The following is a 17298-nucleotide window of genomic DNA, read 5'->3' on the forward strand; positions in this document are numbered from 1 at the left end:
TTACACTCCATGTATATTTTTTATAGCTGATATAACAGCTTGTGCTTTTGTTCTATTCTCATCAGCTTCTGCTATAGGTACAGAATCTAGAACTACTCCACCTCCTGCTTGAATTTCTGCAACCTGATCTTCAACATAAGCAGAACGAATAACTATACAACTATCTAAATCACCATAACCATTCAAATATCCTACAGCCCCACCATAACTACCTCTAGTTTGTTTTTCTACTTCAGATATTAATTGCATAGCTCTTATTTTTGGGGCACCTGTAAGTGTACCCATGTTCATACAAGATTGATAAGCATGAAGAGCATCTAAATCGTCTGCAAGTTGCCCAACTACTCTAGATACTAAATGCATAACATGACTATATCTATCAACTTTTAAAAGATCTGCTAAATATCTAGTCCCTGTTTTAGATATTCTGGCAACATCATTTCTAGCTAAATCTACTAACATCATATGTTCAGCATTTTCTTTTATATCTAATCTAAGTTCTAACTCTATTCTGCTATCTAGATCTGGATTTATACTTCCATCAGAATTTTTACCACGTCTACGTGTACCTGCTATAGGGTATATTTCTACTTGATTAGTTGATTTTTGATATTTCAAAGCACTTTCAGGTGATGCTCCAAAAAGTATAAAATCCTCATCTTGCATATAAAACATATATGGACTTGGATTTGTACGTTTAAGTTCTTTATAAACTTCCAAAGAATTTTGACATGGCAAAAAGAAGCTTCTAGATGGCACAACTTGAAATATATCTCCATCAATAATATGCGATTTTAACTGATCAACAATATTACAAAAATCTTTATCACTTACTGATTCTTTTACTTCTAGATTACTAAATTTCTCAGTTTTTACATCAATATCATTATTTATATTATCATTAATAAATTTAATATTAGTATCTAGTTCATTAGTATTATTAGAGTTAAAATTATTAGTTTGAATATAAGTTTCTTTTTGCTGATGATCACTTATCATAATAGTATCAGCTAAATAAAAAACATAGTCAGGACACTTATTTTTACGTTTTACATCGCCTATATTTTCAAAATTACCTACTACGTCATAGGCAAAGAGTCCTGCTAAAAATATACTAAACTCATTAGATATTTTAAAACTTTCTTTTATTAATCTTAAACCATCAAAAACAGATTCATTTTTAAGATTTTCATGTTCATTAAGATTTGTATCTTTTTTGGTATCAAAAGTTAAAACTAACTCATCATTATTATAGTTAACTTGTATAGTCTTTTTTATTCTAGATCTTATAGTATCTAAAGCCATCTCACCATTTTTAGTTAAAGCTTTTATAAAAACTTTATTGCCTATACATGAAACTCTCAAAGCGCTATTTAATACTAAAATACTTTTTAATTTATCTTTTGTATCTATTTCTGCTGACTCTAATAAAATAGTATTTTTTTTATCTGTACATAGATTAGCAAAACATCTATTTAGATCTTCTTGATAATCTATTTTATGGATATTTGAGACTAAAAAGCCCTTTTGATCTTCTTGTTTTGATATTTCTGTATCTGACATTGTTTATCCTATTAGTTTTTTTAAATTTTATTTTCCAAATATCTCTTTTATTTTTATAGAACATTCTTTCAAAGCATTAGAGCATCTTGTCACAGTACAAATACTTATTTTTAAATTTTTAGATATTTCTCTTTGAGATTTATCTTTTTTTATAAGTTCTTTTGTTAATAATACCCTTTTATTTAATTGCTCTTTTTCTTCTTTAGTTAATAAAAAATCACATATAGTTTCTATATCTTGAAGTTTTTCATTTTGAGCAAGAATTTCCATTAATTGCTTCCAGCCACTATCTGACGATGTCATAAAAATGTTAATATAATATTTTGTAATTATGTAATGGTACATAGATACATATAAAATATCAAGAAAACTTTGTATTTAAAGTTAATCCTAAATAACATTATCCTTATTTAAGCCTTACTATAAGTAATTTAAGTAAATATATATACCTAATCATAAAACACTTCAAAAACCCCCATATAAAGCTCTTATGGCTTAATAACTAACTATCAAATAAAGAATATTTATCACATGAAATTTTAAAGGGAATAAAAAAAATAAATTAAGGCCTAAATCGAATCAGAAGTAAAAAGGGGAAAACTGAGTTTTAAGAAATAGACCTTAATGAGAATATGGCGGAATGGACGGGACTCGAACCCGCGACCCCCTGCGTGACAGGCAGGTATTCTAACCAAACTGAACTACCACTCCGTATTTATGGTGCCGACTGCCGGAATCGAACTGGCGACCTACTGATTACAAGTCAGTTGCTCTACCTATTGAGCTAAGTCGGCGACTATGAGTTAGTATTATATATCCTTTTCTTATACTGTCAATAACATTTTTGCATTTTTTCCTAATTTAATGGAATTATGTCATATTGGTTGTATATATGATTGTTTTCGGCCTTTAGATGGATATTTTTTTGTATATCTAATTCTAATTCTGCAAGCCATATAGACTCTTCTCTTTCAATATAATCAATTATTTTTTTCGAAGAAATTAATAGAAAATTATTGTAGTTAGGATAGTTTCTAGCCTCTGATTTTATTTCTCTAAAAATATCATAACACAGAGTTTGAAGCGTTTTGACACTTCCTTTACCGTTACAATGTTCACAAGGTTCACATAAAGTCCTTGCCAAACTCTCATGGACCCTTTTACGTGTCATTTCAACCAATCCTAGCTCAGATATATCGCTTACACTAGTCTTAGCCTTATCAAGTTCTAATTCTTTCTTTAGAGCCTCTAAAACTTGATTTTTATTTGATTGATCCATCATATCGATAAAATCTACTATTATTATTCCACCTAAATTTCTCAATCTAAGTTGTCTTGCTAACTCTTTTGTAGCTTCTAAATTAGTTTTAAATATAGTTTCTTCTAGATTTTTAGTACCTATAAAACCACCTGTATTTACATCGATAGTTATCATTGCTTCTGTTTGTTCTATGATTAAATAACCACCAGATTTTAAAGAAACTTTTCTATCTAAAGCTTTATTTATTTCATTATCTATATCAAATTCTTCAAAAATATTATGTTTTTGATAAAGTTCTATTTTATCTCTTAAACCTGGAACATATTTATCTGCAAATTGGCAAATTTCTTTATATGAATCAATATTATCTACAAGAATTTTATTAGGATTATCATTAGCAAAAATATTAATTGTTTTAATTATCAAACTAAAGTCTTCATAAACAACACCTGGTTTTATGATGGTACTAGAAATATCTAAGATATCTTGCCACAAAGTATTTAAAAATTTTATATCACTTTCTAGCTCTTCAAAGCTTGCTCCTTCAGCTGCCGTACGTAAAATATAACCGCGAGGATTTTCACTATGCGTTATTTTTTGAATAGAATCTAATAATCTTTGCTTTTCTTCTTCTTTATTTATTTTTAATGATATTCCTATATGATCTAGATCTGGTAGAAAAACTAAAAATCTTGAAGATACTGATAAGTGAGAAGTTAATTTAACTCCTTTATTACCAATACTTTCTTTAACTACTTGAACTAAAACTTCTTGTCCTTCTCGTAACCATTTATTTATATCTTCAGTATTTAATTTTTTTAATTTAAAGCTTTCATCTGTTTCACTATAGTCTCTTTCTAAAGGAATAACTTCTGATAAATGTAAAAAACCTGCTTTTTCTAAACCTATATCTACAAAAGCTGCTTGCATTCCTGGTAAGACTCTTATTATTTTACCTTTATAAATATTTCCTACAATTCTCTTTTGATTATCTCTTTCTATTAATATTTCTTTTAAAATATTATTTTCTTTAACTGCTATTCTTTGTTCATATTTATTTATATTTAGAAATATTTCTGTATTTAAAGACATTTAGAAAAGATTTTTTATTTTTATTAACATTTATTATAAACAAAAATATTTTTTTTTTTATTTTTCATAGTTTTTTCTATCCTATATTTATATAAAGTATATTTTTCTTTTTTTATATTATTATTTATTATGCACACAAAAACTTGTTGATAACTTTCTAAAAAGTAAGTAATTAAAGGATTTTAAAGAGATGATAGAAAATGTATAAGGATGTAAATTAAGCATAAAAATAATATGGATAAAAATGTGGATAAAATATAATCAGAATTATCAACAAAAATATCAACATATTTGTGAATAAGTTAATAAACAAGAGATTAAACAAAAAATAAACAAATTAATTAACAGAATTATCCACAGGTTGCTTTTTTTATGATTGCTTATTCAGCTTTCTTACAATACAATCTTACTCATTCAATTACTATTTGCTTTAAAAACCATATATCCCTTTATTTATAAAGGTTTTGGGTATATTTTTATTATGACTACATGGAATAAATGCTTAAAAAAAATAAAAAAGAGTCTATCTACGTTTGAATATAAAACGTGGATTAAGCCTATCTATGTAGACCAAAATAGTAACTTATTCACAATTTATTGTAATAATGAATATTTTAAAAAACATATAAAATCTAAATATGGCAGTCTTATTTTATCAACAATACAAGAGTTCCATGGTAATGATTTAATAATTGAATATTCAAATAAAAAATTTTCTGGAGAAAAAAAATTAGAATCTGTTTCAGCAGGACCTCAAACTAATTTTTTTAATAAAACTAATATTGAAGTTAAGGATGATGATCTAGAAGATCAAGTAGAGATCAAAGAACCTAAAAAAGTTCAAAAAAAGAATTCTAAATCCTCATCACAAGAATTATTTGGCTTTGATGAAGCTATGCTTATTACAGCAAAAGATGATGAACAATATTCTTTTGGTTTACCTTTAAAAGAGAAATATGTTTTTGATAGCTTTGTTGTAGGTGATGCCAATAAAATAGCTAGAGCAGCGGCTATGCAAGTCTCAATTAACCCTGGGAAATTACATAATCCTTTGTTTATCTATGGAGGTAGTGGTTTAGGTAAAACTCACTTAATGCAAGCGATTGGTAATCATGCAAGAGAAGTTAATCCAAATGCTAGGATTATTTATACAAATTCAGAACAATTTATTAAAGATTATGTAAATTCTATTCGTCTACAAGATCAAGATGAGTTTCAAAGGGTATATAGATCAGCAGATATTCTTTTGATAGATGATATCCAATTTATAGCAGGTAAAGAAGGTACAGCTCAAGAGTTTTTCCATACTTTTAATGCATTATATGAAAATGGTAAACAGATAATCTTAACTAGTGATAAATATCCTAATGAAATAGAGGGACTAGAAGAAAGACTAGTATCACGTTTTGGTTATGGTTTGACAGTTTCGGTAGATATGCCAGATTTAGAAACTAGAATAGCTATTTTGCTTAAAAAAGCTCATGACTTAGGGCAAAAATTACCTAATGAAACAGCTGCATTTATAGCAGAAAATGTCAGAACAAATGTTAGAGAGCTTGAAGGAGCTTTAAATAGAGTTTTAACAACCTCTAAATTTAATCATAAGGATCCAACTATAGAAGTTGCCCAATCTTGTTTAAGAGATGTTATCAAAATCCAAGAAAAAAAGGTAAAAATTGATAATATCCAGAAGGTGGTTGCTGACTTCTATAGGATAAGAGTTAAAGATTTAACTTCTAATCAAAGAAGTAGAAATATAGCTAGACCAAGACAAATAGCGATGAGTCTAGCAAGAGAGCTTACATCACATAGTTTGCCTGAAATTGGTAATGCTTTTGGTGGTAGAGATCATACTACTGTGATGCATGCTGTTAAAGCTATAACTAAATTAAGACAAAGCAATACATCTATATCGGATGATTATGAGTTGCTTTTAGATAAAATTTCTCGTTAAATATATATATGATTCATAGGGGTTTTTAAAAAATGAATTTTGTACTAAATAGAGATGACTTACTAAAGCCTTTGCAGTCTATGCTATCTGTGGCTAATAGCAAAAGTACAATGCCTTTATTATCTTGTATCTTATTTGATATAAGTAATAATAATTTGAAAATTACAGCTTCAGACTTAGATACAGAAATATCTTGTAATATAACAGTTAGCTGTAATGAAACCGTTAAATTAGCATTAAATGCTGACAAAATTTACAATATAGTTAGAAGTCTTAATGATAATTCTATGATTGATTTTAAAATCATAGACAATAAAGTAACGATTATTTCTAATAATAGTACTTTTAATCTTATTTCACTAAATGCTGATAACTATCCACTTATTGATAATAATATAAGTGAACAGGCAAGTTTTGATATATCTCAACAAGACTTTCATCATATTATTTCAAAAGTAGACTTTTCTATGGCAAATGATGATACTAGATATTTCCTTAATGGTATGTTTTGGGAGATAAATTCAAATCTTCTAAGGGCAGTATCTACAGATGGTCATAGAATGTCTATTACAGAGGCTATAATAGATAGTAAAGTTCTTGATAGTGCTAGTCAGTCAATAATTCCAAGAAAGGCTATATTAGAGCTTAAAAAGATTGTTGGTAAGTCTGAAGAAACTATTAAAATTTATTTAGGTAAAAACTATTTAAAAGCAGAGTTTGGTAGCTATGCATTTATATCTAAACTTATAGATGGTCGTTATCCTGATTATCAAAAAGTTATACCTAAAAATAACACTAAACTTTTAGCTGTTGATAAACAAGTTTTGAAAAATTCATTATTAAGGACATCAATTCTTGCAAATGATAAATATAAAGGTGTCCGTCTTAATGTATCTCAAGGTCAGGTACTTTTATCAGCAAATAATCCTGATAATGAAAAAGCTGAAGATAAAGTAGAAGTTCAATATAGTGATAATGCAATGGAAATTTGTTTTAACTATAAATATTTACTAGATATAATCAATGTAATTAGTGAAGAAACAATGACTATTTATCTTGATAATCCTAATATGAGTGCTTTGATTAAGGATGAAAAAGATAATAGTTTATTTATCATCATGCCAATGAAAATTTAGATAGTATTCATCTAAATAACTTATAAAAAATCAAAAAATAATATCTATATTATTATCTTTTCTAATATAAATTTCGTTGAAATAAATCTTTAGGAATAAAGAGAACTGCAATAAAGAAAGGTATACATAAGAACATTATATAAAATGCTGGAATCAAATGATTACCAGTAGCTGTAATTAATAATGTTATAATAAGCGCCGCGGTTCCGCCAAATATAGAAACACTTATATTAAAACTTAGACCAAAACCAGTATTTCTATTTCTAACAGGGAATAATCCTGCTGTATTTGCAAATATAGGCCCTATTATAGCACCACTTATTATAGCTAAAGTAAATATAGCAATAGCTACAAAATGATGACTTTCAATAATAGTTTGATATATTGGTAAAGCAGCAATAAATAAAATTATTGAGGCACAAATCAAAACTTTTTTGCCGCTAATTTTATCAGCAATATATCCAAATAAAATAGTTGAGATCATTAGTATAATTATATTTAATGTACATATTAATAAAATATGTTTGAAATCATAGCCTAGATAATGACTTGCGTATGTTGGCATATATGAGATACCCATGAAAACTAAGACTGCTACTAAAGAAGAAATAAAGAAAGTAATAATCATATTATGCCATTCATATTTGATAGCATCGCTTATAGGATTTTTAACAGTAGCATTTTTTGTTTTAAGTTCGATAAAATCTTGAGTTTCTGATGATTTATACCTTATATATAGACCCGTAAGTATAATGATAAAACCAAAAATAAAAGGTATTCTCCAACCCCATTCTAGTATCTGAGTATTACTTAGTAATTTCAGTAAACAATAACTAATACTACTTGCTAATAAAAGAGCAAAAAATGAAGAACTTATAAGTAAAGCTCCAGATAAGTTTTGCTTGTTTTTATCAGAACTCTCTAGTATAAATGCAGCTGCTCCACCTATTTCACCACCAACAGCAAATCCTTGTAATATTCTAATAATCATCAAAAAAATAGGTGCATATATGCCTATAGAAGCATAAGTAGGAAGTATAGTCATAAGTATAGTTGGTATACCCATAAGCAATAGAGAGTAAAAAAGTATTTTTTTTCTGCCATATTTATCACTAAAATATCCAAAAAGTAATGCTCCTAAAGGTCTAATAAAAAACCCTAAAGCAAATGCTAAATATGTATATAGTAGAGCTATAAAGTATTCTTGTTGCGGTAAAAATAGTTTAGCTATAATTGGAGCGGCGAATATTCCATATATATAAAACTCATACCAATCAGCAATATTTCCAGCTAATGCAGGTAATATATTCTTATTAAAATTATTCTTATTCATAGGAAAACCCCTATAATATTTCATTTTAATTATTTAATTTACAGCATTTTTAAATAAAATCTCAAAAGTTTTAAGCATATATTTTTCATATTAAGAATATAAAAATACATTTTTATACTCTTGAATTTGCTTAGGTATATAATTTTTTTTACAGTTAATTTTTATAATAAATATAATTTCGTTAGGATAAAAATATTGATTATTTATTCGTAGTTAAGAATAATATACCTACTTTAAAAAGCTAATATTTTATAAAAAATATGAAAAACACGAAAAAACCTAGCTTATTTACAGCTATAGCATTAAGCGTAGGGACTATGGTAGGAAGTGGTTGGCTATATGCATCATACTATGCATCTCAAGCTGCCGGAGCTGCATCAATATTCTCATGGATTATAGGTGCATTTATAATTCTTATAATGGCTTTCTTACTTGCAGAGCTTGCTGTTAAATATCAAACAAATGGACTATTTACTCAATTAATAACTTTATCGCATAACCAACATTTTGGATTTGTAACAGGGTTATCAAACTGGATGTTAGGACTTATTGTTGTGCCATCTGAAGCTATGGCAACTACGCAGTATATCTCTTCGATATATAAACCGATTACCCCTTATATCTTTAGTGCTGGACAACTTACATTTCTAGGAGTTGTTGTCGTTGTTTTATTTATGTTGCTATATACATTAATAAATTATTGGGGAATAAAGTCATTATCAAAAATTAATAACTCTTTAACTTCACTAAAAATTATTATTCCAATAGTTACGTCTTTGATAATAATGTTTGCAGCATTTCACACTAGTAACTTTGGTGGTAGTAATGTTAGCTTTATGCCTAAAGGGGTAAGTGGGGTATTCAATGCGATAGTTTCTTGTGGTATTTTTTATTCTTTCTTTGGCTTTCAAATGGCAGCTAGCTTTTCAGCAGAATTAGAAAATCCAAAAAGAAATATACCAATAGCTTTGGTTAGTAGCGTACTAATCGTTTTATTTATATACCTTTTACTGCAAATCTCTTTTATAGGCGGTGTACCTGAGAAAATGTTAGCAAATGGTTGGGGAGGATTAAATTTTGAATCTCCATTGGCTCAATTAGCAGGTATTTTAGGGATAAATGCTTTAGCTGTAGTTCTGTATGCAGATGCTTTGGCTAGTCCATCAGGAACTGGTATTGTATACTTAGGTGGTAGTGCACGTATGCTTAATGAAATGTCAAAAGCAAAACAAATGCCAGCATACTTTGCTAGTGTTACTAAAGGAGTTAATATTTCACGTAGTTCACTTATTTTTACATTTATTTGTTCTATAGTCTTGATATTTTTCTTTAGAAACTGGCAAATGATAGCTTCGTTAACAACTACATTTATTTTGGTTTCTTGTATTGCTTTACCTATTGCTTATACAAAAATTAAAAGTAATAAAAATGATCCGTTACCAATAAACTATATACCTTTTCCTAGAACTGTAGCTTTTCTTGTATATATGGTTTTGACATATTTATTGATGATAGCAGGGGTATTGAATTTAGTTGTAGCATTAGTACTTCATATAGTATTTTTCCTAATATATGCATATATGGATAGCAAAGGAAATATAGCTAAAATTATAAAAGCTTTTGCGTCATCATGGGTCATATTTGCATATTTAATCATAGAGTTAATATTTGGATTTATCTATGAAAATATTACTACTTGTAGTTTATTCTTCTTAGTATTTGTAGTAGTTTCAGCAGGCTTATATCTATTATTAGTAAACCAAAGAGACTATTATACTAAATAAAAAATTTATCAGACTATTAAAAATAATTTATCCTGTTAAAATCTATTAGTATGTAGAATAATAGTTTTTACATATGAATCATATTTTATTTTCTTATTGTTTAGATGGTAAAGGTAGTGCAACACTATTAGATACTCAAAATAAAATCAACCAATTAGCTAATACTAATAAAGAAATCATTTGGACACATTTGGATGCTAAAAATCCTCAAACTAAAGAATGGTTAAATCAAGAATTAGGCTCTTTAGATCCTTTTATTGCAGATGCTTTGATTGCTGAAGAAACAAGACCTAGGTTTATACAAATAAACGATGGTATGTTAATAATTTTGAGAGGTATGAACCCTAATAAAGAGGATAACCCTGAAGATATGATATCAATAAGATTATGGATAGATAAAACTCGTATAATTAGTACACGTTTTAGATCTTTAAATTTATTTAATGATATTGAGAAAAGTTTTAAGGATAATATAGGACCTAGAGACGCGGCTGATTTTATAATAACTGTAATATCAAAGCTTTCTAATCGTATGGAGCCTGTTTTATCAGATCTTGATGATAAGCTCATAGATATAGAAGAGCAAACTATAGAACTAACGGATAATGATTTGAGGGAATCAATAGTTACTTTGCGTAAACAAACAATAGTTTTTAGAAGATATCTAGTCCCTCAAAGAGATGTAATAGAGCAGTTACGCTTAAGTAGCTTAAGTTGGTTAACAAATTCGCATAAGCGTTATTTGGTAGAAATATATAACTATGTTGTACGTTATATCGAAGATCTTGAAGAAGCTCGTGATCGTTTACAAGTTGTAAAGGATGAAATAGGCAATGTTCTAAGTGATAAGCTCAATAAAAAAATGTATTTTTTAGCAATTATTGCGGCTATATTTTTACCATTAAGCTTTCTTACAGGGCTGTTAGGAATAAATGTTGCAGGAATACCAGGATCGCAAAATGCTAATGCTTTTTGGATATTTTTGGTTATTTTATTAGTTATTGTAGTATTTCAAATATATCTATTTAGAAAATTGAAGTGGCTTTGAGTATTATGAAATTATAGGCTTTGTTATTCTTGGCAGCTATAATTCCCAAAGTCATCCTTAATACAATGACGGCCACAGATTATTTTATTATAGTTATCAACGTGGCAAGCATCTTTTTTATAAGAAGCACATTTAACTTCAAAACCGTTAGATACACAGCCATAGCCACATGTAGCACCAACACCAAATTTTGCTATACATTGCATATTTCTTTTAGGCGCGCACGCACCTGTTAAAGCACCATCTGAGGCACAGTGGTAACCACATTTTTTCTCAGTTCCAACATTAATACATTCCCATTTTCCTCTATGTCTATGATGGTGATGATGATGGTAATGGTAGTAGTCATCACCATCACTATCATCAATATAAGTTGTATTTGAGTAACCTTCTGATGCTGATACTTGATATCCAGCCATTGAATCACAGGCATACAGCATCGTTGCCATAGTAATAATAAGTATCTTTTGGAGTAAACTTTTCATGATAAATATTTGATATACTAAATCATTCAATTTTTGTATCATAACACAAAAAGTTTAATTAATTGAATCTCTCTACCAAATTAACACTAGAGTGTTATTCTCTATAAGTTTCTGCTGATTTATAAAAAAAGTAAATCTAAGGTTTTATAACTTTTATATTAAACTCTTTTCTTATATCTTTAAGAGGGATATCCAAATAGCTATCATAGTTATACCAATCCCATTTTTTAGACATTCTATAGGATTTAAATACTGCTAATAAGCAAATAGGGATATATCCTAGCATTACTAAATAGACTATAAACTTATATTTATATTTTTTGAGATAACTATTTATGACAGTTTTATAATCTACAAATTTAAAAAACTCTTTATAACCTTTTAATGTAACATTAGAACCAATTAAAGTCCAAGTATCATTTATAGCTTCTCCTCTAATTTCAAAAGGAACAGTTCCAAATAAAACATGGGTAATATCATGATTTCTAAACCATTTGCTAGCCTCATTATGACCATCATTAGAATTTAGGAAAGGATAGTTTTGATTATACTCTTTTAAACCTTGTTCTAGAGTAAGTTTACAGTTTTGTTCTAGATATTTCATTAGTTATAAATTTCAAAAAATGATTTATATTTAAGGGATATTATAGATGAAAATTATGATAAAGAACTAAGAAAACTAGTTTTGAGAATCATCTTTAGATTCTTCATTTTTATTGCAACATTTTTTATCAGACTCTTCTTTATCACAAGATTTATTACACATAGAATCACAACAATGACTATTTTTATGATACTTAGCAGCAAATAAAACTAAGACTATAGAAATAACAACGAGCCAAGTATTCTCATGTATAGATCCAGGAAATATGCAAAGAATTAAAGTAATGATTTTTAGTGCTATAGCAACACCAAGTATAGTTAAAAATATTGCTAAGGCACATAATCCAAACTTTTACCACAAGTTTCACTTTCTTTAAATGGACACTTCATTAGCCTCTCCTTTTGTTTAAATTGCAATTATATTTTATCAATAAAAACAAACTAAGCATAGAGAATAAAAATTTTTATTTAGTGTCTAGTTATATAGTTTAAGCTAACAGCGAAAAGGATAATTACCAGAGATATCCAAACAGTTATATTTGATGGATCATGATTTATTAGAATTCCAAAAACAACACCAAATAAAGGTACAAGATAGTTAGTAAAAGATGTAAATATAGGACCGGCAAGATTTATAAGAGAGGAGTATAAAAAATAAACAATACCAGCACAAAAAATTCCTAAGTATACTAATGACGATAATGATAATGCTGAGCAGTGAACACTACTATAGTTAGGTCTAAATATAATTACTAAGATAACTATTTGTATAGTTGAGGAAATAAGAAGGTTTCTTGAGACTATAACAGGGTGATCATCAAAGCAAAATTTACTTAAGAAAAGTAATGATAAAGCAAAGGATGTTGTTGCTATTAATATAGCAAGTATTCCTAATATATTGAATGAATGATTTTGAGATATCAAATCTGGATAAAAAAGTACTAAAAGACCAATAAACCCAACAGAAATACTTAATATATTTGATACAGTAATTTTTGATTTCACTATAAAAGGACCTAATAAAACGACAAAGAAGGGCACAGTTCCTGTTAAAATAGCAGTAATCGAAGGACTAGCAAATTTTTGTCCCCATGGTATTAGCATAAAAGGCATAGTAGCTTCTAAGAAAGCTATCAATGAATAAATAGCAAACCCTTTTTTAAAAGGATTTGATCTTAGACCTAATAAATAGCAAACACAGCAAAGTACAATACAGCCAATAGAAGATCTCGCTAAAGCAATAAGTATAGGAGGAAAATTTTCAATAGCTTCTTTTTGAACTATAAATTGGGATCCCCAAATAAGACCTATGGCAAGAAGAAGAGAATATTTTTTTAACATTTTTATTTAATATTATATTAACAAGTTGCTAATTTTATATAAATTTTTTTAATAATGCTAGAGATAGAAAAAATAGAATATTAATTATTACCAGAAAAAATCATGATTATTATTTGTTTTATTGGTGAGTAATTTGCCGTAGTTATTTTTTGCTAAAGGTGTTGTAGAAAAATGATCTGGCCTATGCTGGAGTCCACAGCCACTTAAAAATATTATTAAAAAAATAAATAGAAAGATTTTTTTCATTTTATAATATTTATAATTGTTATCTACTATTTAAATAATATCTTTTTGTAAATTAATTTAATAGTGCTAGATTAAAAAATAGTATCTTTGGTATGTCATTGCTTTATTTATTTTTTAAAATAAATAGTATGGTATAAAAAATATAATAAATTTAGAGAAGCTATCGCCATGATGAATGAAGAATATTTATTAGATAATTATGAAAGACCTAAATTACAAACTCCTGATGGAAGCAAAAAAATATTACTACATTCATGTTGTGCACCATGTGCTGGAGAAGTAATGGATGCACTAGCGGCATCAGATATAGATGTTACTATATATTTTTATAATCCAAATATTCATCCAACTGAAGAGTACATAATTAGGAAAGAAGAAAATAAAAGATATGCTGATAAGTTAGGTATGGCATTTGTAGATGCTGATTATGATAAAGATAATTGGTTTAGTTTAGCTAAAGGGATGGAAGATGAGCCAGAAAGAGGCATTAGATGTACAATGTGTTTTGATATGAGATTTGTCAAAACAGCTGAATATGCGAGTAAAAATGGATTTACTTTAATATCTAGTACGCTAGGAATTTCTAAGTGGAAAAATATGGAGCAAATAAATACCTCAGGTAAAAAGGCAGCTTCTTTATTTGAAAATATACAATACTGGGATTTTAATTGGCGTAAAAAAGGTGGCTCTTATAGGATGTTAGAAATATCTAAAAAAGAGAAATTTTATCAGCAAGAATATTGTGGCTGTGCATATAGCCTTAGAGATACTAATAAATGGCGAGTTGAAAATGGTAAAGAGAAGATTAAAAGAGGCGTTAAGTATTACTCAAATTAGATTTTAAACTCTTTAATTATCACATCAATATTAGATGTTTTCTTTATTGATTTATGAATCTCATCAGATGTATGATCTGGTTTTGTTTTAACAACAAAGCTTAAAGAACTAGACTTTTTATATAGTCTATTAATAATACTTTTCTTAGAGTTATCTTCTAGTAAAGTAACTTCATATCCTACTTTTTTTTCAAGGTTGTACCAGCAATCCATTACGTAGTTTCTTATTGTCTCATCACTAATTCTATTAGCTACATGAGTCATATTTACTTCTTGTATTCTATTATGATTATCTGAGATATAGTGAGATTTTATAACTGATAATAAAAGTCTCATCTGTCGGTTTTCAACTAAGATACTCTTGTACATGATTAGTCTCCTTATAGTTGCTAAATAAAGTAGATTTATTAGTAAATAATAATTTTTCTTTTTTATTATTTTCTTGCATCTTTAAACCTACTTTTGTTATTTACCTTTTGTATAAAAAACTTCATTTATAAAAAGTACTATAAGGAGTACGGAAATTAATCTTAGCACTTTTTTTGCTCTAAAATAGGCTTGAATTTTTTTCAAAATTGCTCTCCTTATTGATATTTCTAGATAAATGAATATATAAAAAATTCTTATATATTTTTTGCTTGACTTAATGACTAATTTTTAGGTTTGATATTATATTAGAGTTGAAAAGTAGAGCTAGTAATAGTTACAGCATATTATAAAAATATCTGAGAGTCAGCGTGCTATATAAACTGTAAAATTTTGCTATATTAAATTATGAGATCTAAGGAGATAGAGTTGTAATTTTCTTTTTTGACAAAAAGATAAATGAAAAAACACAGAAGATAAAAGGTAGTATCATAATAAAATAGGTTATGATAAGGCCATCATATCCATAATGAGTCAAGTGAGCACCTATACCACTAAAAATAAAAGCCATTAAATTTTGTATTAATCCAATAGCAGACGCTGCTGTACCTCTTCTAAGAGGGTGTCTATGAATAGCCTCACTAACTAAGTTGGCTAAACCAAAGCCCGAGCCAATTGTCATAATAAAAAATGGTGTCATTAATAGCCATCCAGATAGATGAATTCCTGCTATTTTTGAGACTATTACAATAATAAGAGTTAATATAAATATGCTACTTGCCATAATAAATAGCTTAATAACAGACACATCTAATTTTAGGAGTAGCTTTGATATGTATCCTCCTATGATAAAAGCAACGGATATAGGAATGAAAAATAGACTAAAGTCTTGTGTAGAATAGTGTAACTTAGCTAGTAAAAAAGGTACTTCAGATAAGTAAGTTGGGGCCGACATATATATAAACGAGCTAGCGAAAGCTAATAATAAAAATCTAATATCACTAAATATATGTCTGTATTGTTCCAATATAGATATAATAATATGACGTTCATGGTGCTGCTTGTTTTTTAAAAGAACACTTGGTGGAAGTTTTAACTGTATAGCTAAAACAAGCATTACTAAAGCTAGGATTGCTAGAAATATAAAAATACCATGCCAAGATGTATAAGACATTAACACTCCACCAACAAGAGGTGCTAATGCTGGCATTGAGCCAATTATTATAAAACCTGTATTTATTAGATGCTTTGCTTTTTTCTCAAAAAAAATAAATGTAAGTAATTGCCATAATGAAAGAGCGCATGCGGCACTTAAACCTTGTAGTAGTCGAGCTACTACAAATATATGAATATTAGTTGAGAAAGTTGCTATGATGCTTGCTAAGATATAGATAATAATTCCTAAGCTTAGTATTTTTTTTGGATTAATATGATCTGATAGTGCACCATATATTGGAATACCAATAGCAAGTCCTAACATATATAAGCTGATAGTCATACCCATATAAGCTTTTGTTGTTATAAAGCTTGCTTGTAATGAGGGTATTGCAGGCAAGTATATATTAACAGTTAGCATAGACAACAATGCTAACAAATAGATTAATATTTTAGTTTTTTTCATCACAAGGATTTTCCTAAACCATTATGCGATATAGTGTATTGAAATACTATTTATAAATAATGGTTAAAGCAAGAACTTTATGGCATATGTATTACCCATTTTGAATATATATGCTAATCTTAAATAATAATATATTGAGGTAATAATTTGTTTGAAAATAATAATTGGTGGAGGCGGCGGGATTTGAACCCGCGTCCACAAACTCTCCGTCCTTGGATCTACATGCTTAGGCTAATCTATTTAAGTTTAGCTTAGCTATTCCCCAATTAGCCAGGGTAATAGTTAGCGAGTCTGTTAAATACAGCCTGAACTTCCAGACAAAAAGCAAAGACCGTCTTATGCGGAATATGAACGGATGTAAAGATAGTGTCATAAGAAAGACTATCATATCCGTGCGCATCTAGGTTCTTAAGCTAGACTAGGCAGCTTTAGCAACAGCAGCAAAGTTGCTGTCGTTAGCCGCTACGCGGTTTGCTTTTTTATTGCCAGTTATTATCGGCATTTGTACTGTTATTAACGAGGTTACGGTACTTCCTCGGCATGCACCTTAGATTTTGACATTCATGTCGAAACCATATTCGCCCCCATTAGGGTGGATACAATTTATCTCTTATTTGGCTAAATGTCAA

General features: G+C 28.2%; 15 protein-coding genes, 2 tRNA genes and 1 other RNA gene. 5 read left to right on the plus strand and 13 right to left on the minus strand.

Annotation, left to right across the window (positions count from 1 at the left end):
* From F3D62_RS08195 to F3D62_RS08215, 5 genes are all read right to left on the minus strand, one after another.
* A complete protein-coding gene (locus F3D62_RS08195) occupies positions 1 to 1563 on the minus strand; it encodes an anthranilate synthase component 1 (protein WP_411961319.1) in 1563 nt (520 codons plus the stop codon).
* Positions 1564 to 1590: 27 nt separating this feature from the next.
* Positions 1591 to 1866, minus strand: coding sequence for a trp operon repressor (trpR, locus tag F3D62_RS08200; RefSeq protein WP_191092569.1), 276 nt, complete (start codon positions 1864 to 1866; stop codon positions 1591 to 1593).
* Between the two features lie 330 nt (positions 1867 to 2196).
* Positions 2197 to 2274 (minus strand) — tRNA-Asp (locus F3D62_RS08205).
* Between the two features lie 7 nt (positions 2275 to 2281).
* Positions 2282 to 2357 (minus strand) — tRNA-Thr (locus F3D62_RS08210).
* 62 nt (positions 2358 to 2419) lie between these two features.
* Entirely contained in the window at positions 2420 to 3916 is a 1497-nt protein-coding gene (locus tag F3D62_RS08215; protein ID WP_150467770.1) for a ribonuclease E/G, read from the minus strand.
* A gap of 481 nt (positions 3917 to 4397) precedes the next feature.
* On the opposite strand from F3D62_RS08215, the gene dnaA reads away from it, so the two are divergent.
* Both dnaA and dnaN read left to right on the plus strand, forming a co-directional pair.
* Positions 4398 to 5870 (plus strand): chromosomal replication initiator protein DnaA, encoded by a 1473-nt coding sequence (gene dnaA / locus F3D62_RS08220; RefSeq protein WP_150467771.1) that lies wholly within the window; start codon positions 4398 to 4400, stop codon positions 5868 to 5870.
* Between the two features lie 32 nt (positions 5871 to 5902).
* Positions 5903 to 7006 carry a DNA polymerase III subunit beta gene (gene dnaN, locus F3D62_RS08225; protein ID WP_150467772.1) on the plus strand — a complete coding sequence of 368 codons (1104 nt, stop codon included), beginning with the start codon at positions 5903 to 5905 and terminating at the stop codon, positions 7004 to 7006.
* Between the two features lie 61 nt (positions 7007 to 7067).
* Here the strand turns inward: dnaN and F3D62_RS08230 are convergent, their stop codons facing one another.
* Complete coding sequence (locus tag F3D62_RS08230; RefSeq protein ID WP_150467773.1) at positions 7068 to 8339, minus strand: MFS transporter; 1272 nt, start codon at positions 8337 to 8339, stop codon at positions 7068 to 7070.
* Between the two features lie 260 nt (positions 8340 to 8599).
* Between F3D62_RS08230 and F3D62_RS08235 the strand changes: the two genes are divergently transcribed.
* Positions 8600 to 10123, plus strand: a complete 1524-nt coding sequence (locus tag F3D62_RS08235; protein ID WP_150467774.1) for an APC family permease — start codon at positions 8600 to 8602, stop codon at positions 10121 to 10123.
* 73 nt (positions 10124 to 10196) lie between these two features.
* Positions 10197 to 11171, plus strand: a complete 975-nt coding sequence (locus tag F3D62_RS08240) for a zinc transporter ZntB (RefSeq protein WP_150467775.1) — start codon at positions 10197 to 10199, stop codon at positions 11169 to 11171.
* Between the two features lie 23 nt (positions 11172 to 11194).
* Here the strand turns inward: F3D62_RS08240 and F3D62_RS08245 are convergent, their stop codons facing one another.
* The 4 genes from F3D62_RS08245 to F3D62_RS12755 form a co-directional block, all read right to left on the minus strand.
* Positions 11195 to 11656, minus strand: coding sequence for a hypothetical protein (locus F3D62_RS08245; protein WP_150467776.1), 462 nt, complete (start codon positions 11654 to 11656; stop codon positions 11195 to 11197).
* A 136-nt stretch (positions 11657 to 11792) separates the two neighbouring features.
* Positions 11793 to 12260 carry a hypothetical protein gene (locus F3D62_RS08250; RefSeq protein WP_150467777.1) on the minus strand — a complete coding sequence of 156 codons (468 nt, stop codon included), beginning with the start codon at positions 12258 to 12260 and terminating at the stop codon, positions 11793 to 11795.
* A 467-nt stretch (positions 12261 to 12727) separates the two neighbouring features.
* Positions 12728 to 13600: a DMT family transporter gene (locus F3D62_RS08260; RefSeq protein WP_150467778.1), complete on the minus strand. Its 873-nt coding sequence runs from the start codon at positions 13598 to 13600 to the stop codon at positions 12728 to 12730.
* 87 nt (positions 13601 to 13687) lie between these two features.
* Positions 13688 to 13846 carry a lipoprotein gene (locus tag F3D62_RS12755; RefSeq protein WP_191092570.1) on the minus strand — a complete coding sequence of 53 codons (159 nt, stop codon included), beginning with the start codon at positions 13844 to 13846 and terminating at the stop codon, positions 13688 to 13690.
* Positions 13847 to 14014: 168 nt separating this feature from the next.
* On the opposite strand from F3D62_RS12755, the gene F3D62_RS08265 reads away from it, so the two are divergent.
* The gene (locus F3D62_RS08265) at positions 14015 to 14683 is read left to right on the plus strand and encodes an epoxyqueuosine reductase QueH (protein ID WP_191092571.1); all 669 of its coding nucleotides are present in this window, start codon (positions 14015 to 14017) and stop codon (positions 14681 to 14683) included.
* Here the strand turns inward: F3D62_RS08265 and F3D62_RS08270 are convergent.
* The 3 genes from F3D62_RS08270 to ssrA form a co-directional block, all read right to left on the minus strand.
* Positions 14680 to 15054: a normocyte binding protein 2b gene (locus F3D62_RS08270; protein WP_150467780.1), complete on the minus strand. Its 375-nt coding sequence runs from the start codon at positions 15052 to 15054 to the stop codon at positions 14680 to 14682. The two genes, F3D62_RS08265 and F3D62_RS08270, sit on opposite strands and share 4 nt — an antisense overlap.
* 409 nt (positions 15055 to 15463) lie before the next feature.
* Positions 15464 to 16669, minus strand: coding sequence for an MFS transporter (locus F3D62_RS08275; RefSeq protein WP_224732664.1), 1206 nt, complete (start codon positions 16667 to 16669; stop codon positions 15464 to 15466).
* Positions 16670 to 16834: 165 nt separating this feature from the next.
* Positions 16835 to 17255: a transfer-messenger RNA gene (gene ssrA / locus F3D62_RS08280) on the minus strand.
* Between the last annotated feature and the right edge of the window lie 43 nt (positions 17256 to 17298).

This window comes from Francisella sp. SYW-9, assembly GCF_008711465.1.
Lineage (GTDB): Bacteria > Pseudomonadota > Gammaproteobacteria > Francisellales > Francisellaceae > Francisella.

Excerpts from the sequence above, each read along its gene's own strand:
- F3D62_RS08195 (WP_411961319.1), bottom strand. The coding sequence starts at position 1,563 with ATGTCAGATACAGAAATATCAAAACAAGAAGATCAAAAGGGCTTTTTA.
- trpR (WP_191092569.1), bottom strand. The coding sequence starts at position 1,866 with ATGACATCGTCAGATAGTGGCTGGAAGCAATTAATGGAAATTCTTGCT.
- F3D62_RS08215 (WP_150467770.1), bottom strand. The coding sequence starts at position 3,916 with ATGTCTTTAAATACAGAAATATTTCTAAATATAAATAAATATGAACAA.
- dnaA (WP_150467771.1), top strand. The coding sequence starts at position 4,398 with ATGACTACATGGAATAAATGCTTAAAAAAAATAAAAAAGAGTCTATCT.
- dnaN (WP_150467772.1), top strand. The coding sequence starts at position 5,903 with ATGAATTTTGTACTAAATAGAGATGACTTACTAAAGCCTTTGCAGTCT.
- F3D62_RS08230 (WP_150467773.1), bottom strand. The coding sequence starts at position 8,339 with ATGAATAAGAATAATTTTAATAAGAATATATTACCTGCATTAGCTGGA.
- F3D62_RS08235 (WP_150467774.1), top strand. The coding sequence starts at position 8,600 with ATGAAAAACACGAAAAAACCTAGCTTATTTACAGCTATAGCATTAAGC.
- F3D62_RS08240 (WP_150467775.1), top strand. The coding sequence starts at position 10,197 with ATGAATCATATTTTATTTTCTTATTGTTTAGATGGTAAAGGTAGTGCA.
- F3D62_RS08245 (WP_150467776.1), bottom strand. The coding sequence starts at position 11,656 with ATGAAAAGTTTACTCCAAAAGATACTTATTATTACTATGGCAACGATG.
- F3D62_RS08250 (WP_150467777.1), bottom strand. The coding sequence starts at position 12,260 with ATGAAATATCTAGAACAAAACTGTAAACTTACTCTAGAACAAGGTTTA.
- F3D62_RS08260 (WP_150467778.1), bottom strand. The coding sequence starts at position 13,600 with ATGTTAAAAAAATATTCTCTTCTTCTTGCCATAGGTCTTATTTGGGGA.
- F3D62_RS12755 (WP_191092570.1), bottom strand. The coding sequence starts at position 13,846 with ATGAAAAAAATCTTTCTATTTATTTTTTTAATAATATTTTTAAGTGGC.
- F3D62_RS08265 (WP_191092571.1), top strand. The coding sequence starts at position 14,015 with ATGATGAATGAAGAATATTTATTAGATAATTATGAAAGACCTAAATTA.
- F3D62_RS08275 (WP_224732664.1), bottom strand. The coding sequence starts at position 16,669 with ATGAAAAAAACTAAAATATTAATCTATTTGTTAGCATTGTTGTCTATG.